The organism is Mesorhizobium sp. M1A.T.Ca.IN.004.03.1.1, from assembly GCF_003997555.1.
GTDB lineage: Bacteria > Pseudomonadota > Alphaproteobacteria > Rhizobiales > Rhizobiaceae > Mesorhizobium.
The window spans coordinates 1-235 of the sequence record NZ_RZTV01001098.1 but is presented as its reverse complement, the minus strand read 5'-3'; the positions used below and the strand labels follow the sequence as shown (position 1 = coordinate 235).

The 235-nt window shown below is 47.2% G+C and carries 1 protein-coding gene; it reads right to left on the bottom strand.

The window, feature by feature from the left end; all coding sequences use genetic code 11:
• Nucleotides 1-181: GMC oxidoreductase (locus EOD29_RS35080; protein ID WP_245475537.1), on the bottom strand; the 181-nt coding region annotated here is incomplete at its 3' end.
• Nucleotides 182-235 lie beyond the last annotated feature (54 nt).

Sequence of the window (235 nt, the reverse complement as noted above, 5' to 3'; positions counted from 1 at the left end):
CACTGTTCGGATCATGAGCAGATCCCATTCTGCAAGTTGAAGTGGGATGAAAATTCCCAAAAACGTTTTGTCGTACAAAGTAATCAAGAAGCTCGTCGTTATTTAGAAGGTCTGAGATGCTGCGACCATCAGTGATAGCGAATCTGATCAGGCTTCGACGAAGCGACGAGGAACTATCCATAACGGCCGCGAGCAAGGATGTGAGACCGTAGTTCAGACGGTTGTACTTGCCGAT